This is a genomic window from Priestia flexa NBRC 15715 (assembly GCF_001591565.1).
Lineage (GTDB): Bacteria > Bacillota > Bacilli > Bacillales > Bacillaceae_H > Priestia > Priestia flexa.
This window is the reverse complement of sequence record NZ_BCVD01000141.1, coordinates 1-8,403: the sequence shown is the minus strand read 5'-3', so window position 1 is coordinate 8,403 and position 8,403 is coordinate 1. Positions and strand designations below refer to the sequence as shown.

Here is an 8,403-nt window from a genome sequence, read left to right as displayed (position 1 = left end):
TGTTGACCGGATAACAATAAGAAATTTAGCTCATCTTTGTTCATAACTAAGTCTTGAAGCGTATAACCATCAAGTACTTTGATAAAAGCTTGCATGGCTTCGTAGAGCACATGCTTGAGCTTGCATGAAGGAGAAATTGTACATTTATTAAGCTCGCTGTTAAAACATTCAACAATATGAAAATCTTCTTCTGTTTGGCGCACGACAGCACCAATATTAATTTCTTTAGGGTTTTTTGCTAATCGAATGCCGCCTTTACGCCCGCGGATCGTCTCTATTAATCCAAGCTTTCCTAGTTCATGGGTTACCTTCATCAAGTGATTCTTTGATATTTGATAAGCGTCCGCAATTTCTTTAATATTGCTTAAGCTTTGACGATCTCGAACAGCTAAGTAAAGCAGCACACGTAAGGAATAATCCGTATACTGTGTTAGCCTCATAGTTTCACGCTTCTTTCTGTACTAACTTTATTAATCATATCATGACTGTTTCCGACAGGAATAGCAAGTTGCTCTTTGTTTCGCACATTGCTAATTTGTGAATTATTTATTGCGGTTTTCAGAAGTAGCTATTTTTTTCAAGAAGTTTAGGGTATTATAAAGATGTATTTTTGATATATCTTTTTTGTTTTAAAACATATATATTAAATATATCTTTTTAGGAGGACAACAAAATGAATCAGCATGAAATTGATATTGTAAAAAGCACGGCTCCTGTTTTAGCACAGTATGGTGAACAAATTACGACCTGTTTTTATCGAAATTTATTTGAAGCTCATCCGGAGTTATTAAACGTATTTAATCGTACAAATCAACGAACAGGGCGCCAACAAACCGCTCTTGCTAACACGGTATATGCAGCCGCACAGCATATCGATCAGCTCCATGTATTGGTTCCTGTTGTGAAACAAATTGCTCATAAACACCGAAGCATTGGTGTGAAAGCTGAGCATTATCCGATTGTAGGTGAATTTTTACTTGGGGCTATTAAAGAGGTCCTTGGAGATAGCGCAACCGATGATATTTTAGCAGCATGGAAGAAAGCATACGGAGACATTGCTGACATTTTTATTTCTGTCGAAAAAGAAATGTATGAGCAAGCGGAAGGTGCTAAAGGTGGATGGAGTGATTATAAACCGTTTGTGGTGGCTAAGAAAGTTAAAGAGTCGAGTGATGTGTACTCTTTCTATTTAAAACCGGTCGATCAAAATCCATTACCTACTTTTTTACCAGGGCAGTATGTAAGTGTGCGTGTTCAGGTACCTTCAGAGGAATTTATGTCTATTCGTCAATATAGCTTATCTGATTTTGGGGACCAGTCATACTATCGCATTACGGTAAAACGAGAAGTGAATGTAGCAGAAGGGGAAGTATCAGCTTATTTACATGATCATGTAGAAGTAGGAAATGAAATTGAAATGAGCGCGCCTGCTGGTGACTTTGTTTTAGAGCAGAGCGAAGAGCATCCAGTGGTCTTGATTAGCGGAGGAGTTGGCATAACGCCAACAATGCCAATGTTGAAAAAATCCATTGAAGAGCATCGGGATATTACGTTTATTCATGCAGTGAGAACGAAAGAACAGCATATTTTTAAAGATGAGCTACAGGAGCTTTTCGCTAAGTATCCGTTTAGCTACCACGTAGCATATAGTGACGGAGATGTAGATGCCGACAGAACGTATGACCAAAAAGCTGGACGTATTATTCGCGACGACTTACAGAAGTGGTGTAAAAACCCAGAAGCTTCTTTTTATATTTGTGGTTCACCATTATTTATGGAAGAAATGATTAAAAGCTTAAAGGCAATAGGAGTGAAAAGCGAAAGTATTCATTTTGAGGCTTTTACCCCTAAAATGAGCGTAGCGGTAACTGAATAAATTTGCGTAGAACGGGTAAAAAGCTAACAGGACTATAAACTGTTAGCTTTTTTTGATGAAAGGGAGTTTTTTAATGAACGAACAAGTATATGATGTGATTGGAATCGGTATTGGCCCATTTAATTTAGGACTTGCTGCTTTAATTGAGCCTGTTGAAGAAATAAGTGCGGTGTTCTTTGATAAAGAAGAGAAATTTGAGTGGCATCCCGGTATGTTAATTGACGGAACAGACTTGCAAGTACCATTTTTAGCAGACTTAGTTACGTTTGCTGATCCGACTAGTCCCTATACATTTTTAAACTATATCCATAAGCAAAAGCGCATGTATCCATTTTTTTATTTTAATCGATTCGATATTCCAAGGCAGGAGTATAACGAATATGCCAAATGGGTAGAAGCCCAGCTTAAATCGTGCCATTTTCAACATGAAGTTGTGGATGTAAAGAATCATGAATATGGATATGAAGTAACTGTGAAGCAGACGAAGAGCAATAAAGAGGAGCTATTTTATGCGAAGCATGTGGTGCTCGGAACAGGTGCAGTTCCATTCGTACCAAAAGGTCTAAAACATTCCCTGGGAAATGATGTCGTACATAGCAGTTCATATTTACAGCACAAAGAGCATTTACAACAAGGACATCATATTACCGTAGTTGGTTCTGGTCAAAGCGCGGCAGAGATTTTTTATGACCTTTTAAAAAATCAGCCTACATATGGCTATCATCTGAGTTGGTTTACTCGCTCTTCAAGCTTTCAGCAGTTAGATCAGTCAAAGCTTGCTCAAGAGCTATTCTCACCAGATTATGTTCAGCATTTTCATGATCTTCCTTTTAAAGAACGAATCCAAGCGTTAGAAGATTTAAATCCTTTACGAAATGGGATTGAAGCTTCCACTCTTCAGCATATTTATGATTTAATGTATCATCGCTCGATTCAAGGTGAGGTTCCGGTTACGATTCGAGCTTCAATCGAAGTAGAAGGAATAACAAATGAAGGTGGCTATCACTTACACTGCCGTCAAAAGCAAACAAATAAAGAATTCGCTTACGAAACTGATCGAGTGGTTCTCGCAACGGGTTATAAACCACACTTGCCAAAATGGATGGGTAAATTTCACAATGAAATTGAATGGGAAGATGATAAGCGTTTTAAAGTAATGAAAGACTATCGCTTGCAGTTCAAAACCCCTCGTGACCATTACATGTTTACGCTAACAAATATTGAGCATTCCCATGGTTCAAGCGCAACAAACTTAGGGCTATCTGTTCAACGAAATCAATGTATCGTTAATACAATTGCGGGTAAAGAAATTTATCCTGTTTCCTTTAACACGACCTTTCAACAATTTGATTTACCTGAATGAGGGTGTGACATAACTACATGATTCCTTCTCAAAGAAGAATCGTGACTGTTCTAAACGAGTTAAGTTGTCAGAAAGCGTTCGTTCCATTGCACTACAGACACTCGCTTTCGGCGGGGAGGAACCTGATCCTCCTCGCTTCGCTGAGAGGTCTCAGTTTTTCCTCCAGTTCCCGCAGGAGTCGCGTGTCCTACGCTCTATTCCACTCTTTTTTTAAACTTGTTTTCCAAGTCAACAAACAACTGAAGTATAAAAAAGAGATAACTCTCCATAGTTCGGATATATCATTGAATGAAATACTTATGTACCATCCTCATTTTTATGAGAAATGTAAGTGTTTACAGTTAAAAACTTACTTTGTCTTTTTATTTTTTTTCGGTATAATGACATAATTGTGTTCAATAAATCAGGAGTTTTGTCTCAGTATTGTCAAAGGATATGGTTCGGTGTCTATCGCATCGATACTTCTACCTCCTATTTTGTTATGTCAAAGTAGAAGGTAGAAGTGTGGATAAAACATACATGTTGATTTAACCATTATAGTATTTGAGGTGAGTAGAAAAAGTGAACATATCAGAATTTATAAATAGCATAAATGGTTTTTTATGGGGGCCGTTTATGATTACATTTTTATTGGGAATTGGTATCCTTTATACATTTCGCTTAGGCTTTATCCAAGTAACAATGCTCAAACAAGCATTTGTTCAAACTTTTGGCGGAATGTTTAAAAAGAACCCTGACAATAAAGATGGAATTTCTCCCTTTCAAGCGTTGGCAACATCAGTTGCTGCTCAGGTTGGGACAGGAAATCTAGCGGGTGTTGCAACAGCTATTGCTTTGGGAGGACCTGGGGCTATTTTTTGGATGTGGGTTAGCTCGTTTTTCGGCATGGCCACGATTTTTGCAGAGGCAGTTCTTGCGCAGAAATATAAAGAAGAGAAAGATGGCCAGATTGTTGGAGGACCTGCTTATTATATCCGAAAAGGAGTAGGGAGCAAATGGTTAGCGGGCTTTTTTGCCGTGTCCATTATTATCGCACTTGGGTTTATCGGAAATATGGTGCAGTCAAACTCCATCGCAGCATCCTTTGATACGTTCAATATTCCACGCGTTGCAGTAGGAATTATTGTTGCGGTATTAATTGGCTTTATTATCTTTGGCGGAATTCAGCGAATCGCAAAAATTGCTGAATTTGTTGTACCGTTTATGGCACTTTTCTATATTGGAGGAAGCTTAGTTATCGTATTCGCAAATTTCTCTGGAATCGTGGATGCGTTTATATTAATCGTAGAATCAGCGTTTAATCCAGCTGCTGCCACTGGTGGAGTTATCGGCGCAACAATTAAAGAAGCTATTCGTTATGGGGTTTCACGTGGGTTATTTTCCAACGAAGCAGGAATGGGCTCAACGCCTCATGCTCACGCTGCGGCAAACGTAAAACATCCTGCTCAGCAGGGATTAGTTGCTATCATAGCGGTTGTAATTGACACCGTCATTATTTGTACCCTAACAGCGCTCGTCATTATCATGACGAAATCCTATGAAACGGGCTTAAATGGTATCCAGTTAACTCAAGAAAGTTTTACAAGGGGTCTCGGCGAGTTTGGCCACCCGTTTATTGCAATTTGTTTATTCTTCTTTGCTTTCACAACCATTTTAGGATGGTACTATTTTGGAGAAAACAATATCAATTATCTGTTTGGAAAAAAAGGAATCAGCGTTTACCGTGCGCTTGTACTACTTTTTATTGTGTTAGGATCTACTTTAAACGTTACGCTTGTATGGGACTTAGCCGATACATTCAATGCATTAATGGTTCTGCCAAACGTAATCGCGCTCTTTATTTTGAGCCCTGTTGTAGTCAAAATTTATAAAGAATATAAGACAAAATGGTAAAGCTTTGCGGTCAGCAAAGCTTTTTTTGTACATATCATTTGTAAATTCCATGTTTAAGGTGAAAAGACAAGGGTACATTATTTATAGAACAAAAGCTATTACACAGAAATAAAGGAGTTGCTTGTTGAGATGAGTAAAAAAATCGCAGTATTAGTAACAGATTTATTTGAAGATGTGGAATATACAGACCCTGCCAAAGCATTGAAAGAAGCAGGTCATGAGCTAACAACGATTGACGTTGAAGGCGGCAAAACAGTAAAAGGTAAGCAAGGAGAAACAACGATCAGCATTGATAAAGGTATTAAAGAGGTAAAGCCAGAAGAGTTTGATGCTTTATTCTTACCAGGAGGTTTTTCACCTGACATTCTGCGCGCTAACGATGATGTCGTTGCATTTACAAAAGCATTTATGGATGAGAAAAAGCCGGTTATGGCCATCTGTCACGGCCCGCAGCTTTTAATTAATGCAGATACGTTAAAAGGTCGCGATATTACAGGCTATAAGTCAATTGCGGTTGACTTGAAAAACGCAGGCGCAAACTTCCATGATAAAGAAGTTGTTGTGTGCCAAAACCAACTAGTTACAAGCCGTACACCTGATGATTTACCTGCATTCATTCGTGAATCAGTAAATGTACTATCATAAGAATAAAAAGCGCTCAGCTGAGCGCTTTTTTCTTGTTTAAAGTGACTCGTTGACGAGTTTGGCGATACCAAATGTAAAAGAGGGTGGTAAGACCAACAGAGACCATTCCAAAAGCAACCGTCATTAATTGAAAACCAATGCTATCTAGCAAGAAGCCCGTTGTTAGAAGCACGACTTGAAAGACGATACGTTCAAGCATATTACGGAACGAAAAGAAGCGACCGTGAAAGTCTTTTGGTACGGTTGTTTGAAAAATCGTTGCTGCAACAGGGAAAAAACAGCCGATAGCAAAGCCGAAAATTGTGAATGCGATGATAGTAATAAGAGAATTTGTAGCCATGTAGAGCATGAGTTGTGAAACCCCTACAAATAATGAAAAAACAAATAAGATTTGCACTTGGCTTATATATTTCGTGAGTTGTTTAACAGTAAACGCACCGAGCATAAATGCAATTCCTTCAGCTGTATAGATCCAACCTTTAATAGCTGCGCTGTCTTGAAGCTCACTAATGTTAATGACAATCAAGTTAAAGCCACCAATAAATAATAAAGGAATCAACAGCATGATAAGCGTAATTGAAACAATAGGCTCCTGCTTAATCATTGGGAATAACGTGCTAAAATCCCGCTTTTCTTTTACATGTTCCCCAACCTTCGACACGCTGTCATCGTCAACTTTTAATAGCATCGTTAATAAAAATAAAGCGAGATAAGCAGCGAATGAAAAGAGGTAAAGCGTATGTAAAGGCATGATCATTAAAAGAGCACCGCCCAATGCTGTACCTAAAATTCTAGACAGCGTAGAAACATTCATGTATACGCCGTTTAGCTGAAGTAATTCTTTTTCATCTACAACAAGGGGAAGGGTAGCCTGCAGAGCAGGAAAATAGAATGCAGCAGAAATTTGAATTAAAATAAGGAAAACAATCATCCAGCCAATTGAATCAGTTGCTAATGCAAGCAGCATAAATAAGACGCTGATTGTTCGAAGCAATCCGGCTGCTAGCATTACTTTCTTTTTATGTAATTGGTCAGTAAGCTTTCCAGCAAGAGGACCGAGGGCAACCCCAATGACAATTCCAATGGCTAAGATAATTGATTTCATAAAATCAGAAGGGATTTTAGCCTGCATAAACTCTAGATTGCCGATAATCCCCATCCATAGACCTAATCCAGCGATTAGCTCACCCAACAGCAAAATCCATACATTGCGATTTTTCCACATAATATCGTTCCCCGATCATTTTAGTAAGTATGTCGACAAAGTACTTCGTGTTTCTAAATGAATCTACACACTGAATCATATCACAAAACATCTTCTTGAATGGTAAAAAAGGATATAAAATGGTCTCATTCCTATTATTCTCATTCTTTTCTTGTAACGTTTATAACGCTATATTTACAGTTATATTACTAGTGATTTTAATAGAATGGAAAAAGAGAGGGGAAAAGTGAGGAATACCAAGGGCTAGCGATATATTAAAAAAAATTACAAAAAACTCTAGTTAATTTTGGTAACGGAAAAGCGGTTGATTGAATCTATGAATCCATGTAACAATGAATATGCAACGCGAGATTAGCAGATTCATTCTGTAGCGTAGCTGTCTACAAATACAGATATCTTTCAAGGAGGAATTTACAACATGAATAAGAAGTTCCGTATTGCTACAATCGCAGGTGCCGTTTCAATCGGCTTATTAACAGCAGGACAAGCTAACGCAGCTGCACCTGACTGCAACACACCAAAGCAAATTACTATTAAAGATGCTCAAGCAGCACAAAATATAAATGTCGATGAGTTAGTAAAGAAATACAACGCTCAACCACAAAAAGCTGAGGCGGCAGCACCAGCTAAGAAAGAAGCACAGCCAAAAGCTGAAGCAGCACCAGCAGCTGAAGCAAAACCAAAAGAAGAAGCAGCACAGCCAGCTCAGCAAGCTGAAGCAAAGCCAGCAGAATCTAAAGATTCAAAAGCTGAAGCAAAAAACGTAAGCGAGTTTGAACAACAAGTAGTTACATTAGTAAACGAAGAGCGAGCGAAAGAAGGTTTAAAACCACTTGAGCTTGACACAGAACTAAGTGACGTAGCTCGTGAAAAATCAAAAGACATGATGGATAAAGGTTACTTTGACCACACTTCACCAACGTATGGTTCACCATTTGATATGATGAAGCAATTTGGCATTGAATATTCATCTGCAGGTGAAAACATTGCAAAAGGTCAAAAAACACCTGAAGAAGTAATGGAAGGCTGGATGAACAGTGATGGCCACCGTAAAAACATCATGAACCCTGATTTCACTCACATCGGTGTGGGTTTTGTTGAAGGAGATTCAACTTACTGGACACAAATGTTTATTTCAAAATAATTCATGACACAAGAAAGCAAGCAGAAGAAAATCTGCTTGCTTTTTTATGTTTTTTATTAAAGAAAGTCGGGTAAATTAATGTCATAAGACAAGGAAAGGGTGCGATGCGCATGAGAAGAATTTTAAAAAAAATCATAGTAGCTGTATTCCCTATTTTAATGAAAGAAGGCTACCAGTACTATAAAAACCGCAAGAATCGTTCAACAACGTCTACGCGTACGTATAAATAAAAAACTCACTCTCATGGGACTGACCCC

The 8,403-nt window shown here is 38.2% G+C and carries 7 protein-coding genes; 5 read left to right on the top strand and 2 right to left on the bottom strand.

All coding sequences use genetic code 11. From position 1 onward, the window contains the following. Positions 1-440 (bottom strand): RrF2 family transcriptional regulator (locus BFL01S_RS17495; protein WP_061786482.1); only part of this gene is annotated, 440 nt, incomplete at its 3' end. Positions 441-673: 233 nt separating this feature from the next. Between BFL01S_RS17495 and hmpA the strand changes: the two genes are divergently transcribed. The 4 genes from hmpA (at position 674) to BFL01S_RS17475 (ending at position 5,777) form a co-directional block, all read left to right on the top strand. Next, complete coding sequence (gene hmpA / locus BFL01S_RS17490; protein WP_061786481.1) at positions 674-1,876, top strand: NO-inducible flavohemoprotein; 1,203 nt, start codon at positions 674-676, stop codon at positions 1,874-1,876. A 73-nt stretch (positions 1,877-1,949) separates the two neighbouring features. After that, a complete protein-coding gene (locus BFL01S_RS17485) occupies positions 1,950-3,239 on the top strand; it encodes a lysine N(6)-hydroxylase/L-ornithine N(5)-oxygenase family protein (protein WP_061786480.1) in 1,290 nt (429 codons plus the stop codon). A 561-nt stretch (positions 3,240-3,800) separates the two neighbouring features. Next, entirely contained in the window at positions 3,801-5,132 is a 1,332-nt protein-coding gene (locus tag BFL01S_RS17480; RefSeq protein WP_025907523.1) for an alanine/glycine:cation symporter family protein, read from the top strand. Between the two features lie 129 nt (positions 5,133-5,261). Continuing rightward, a complete protein-coding gene (locus BFL01S_RS17475) occupies positions 5,262-5,777 on the top strand; it encodes a type 1 glutamine amidotransferase domain-containing protein (RefSeq protein WP_025907522.1) in 516 nt (171 codons plus the stop codon). A 13-nt stretch (positions 5,778-5,790) separates the two neighbouring features. Here BFL01S_RS17475 and BFL01S_RS17470 read toward each other — a convergent pair whose 3' ends face one another. Next, the gene (locus tag BFL01S_RS17470) at positions 5,791-7,002 is read right to left on the bottom strand and encodes an MFS transporter (protein WP_025907520.1); all 1,212 of its coding nucleotides are present in this window, start codon (positions 7,000-7,002) and stop codon (positions 5,791-5,793) included. Positions 7,003-7,420: 418 nt separating this feature from the next. Between BFL01S_RS17470 and BFL01S_RS17465 the strand changes: the two genes are divergently transcribed. Then, complete coding sequence (locus tag BFL01S_RS17465; protein WP_061786479.1) at positions 7,421-8,146, top strand: CAP domain-containing protein; 726 nt, start codon at positions 7,421-7,423, stop codon at positions 8,144-8,146. Positions 8,147-8,403 lie beyond the last annotated feature (257 nt).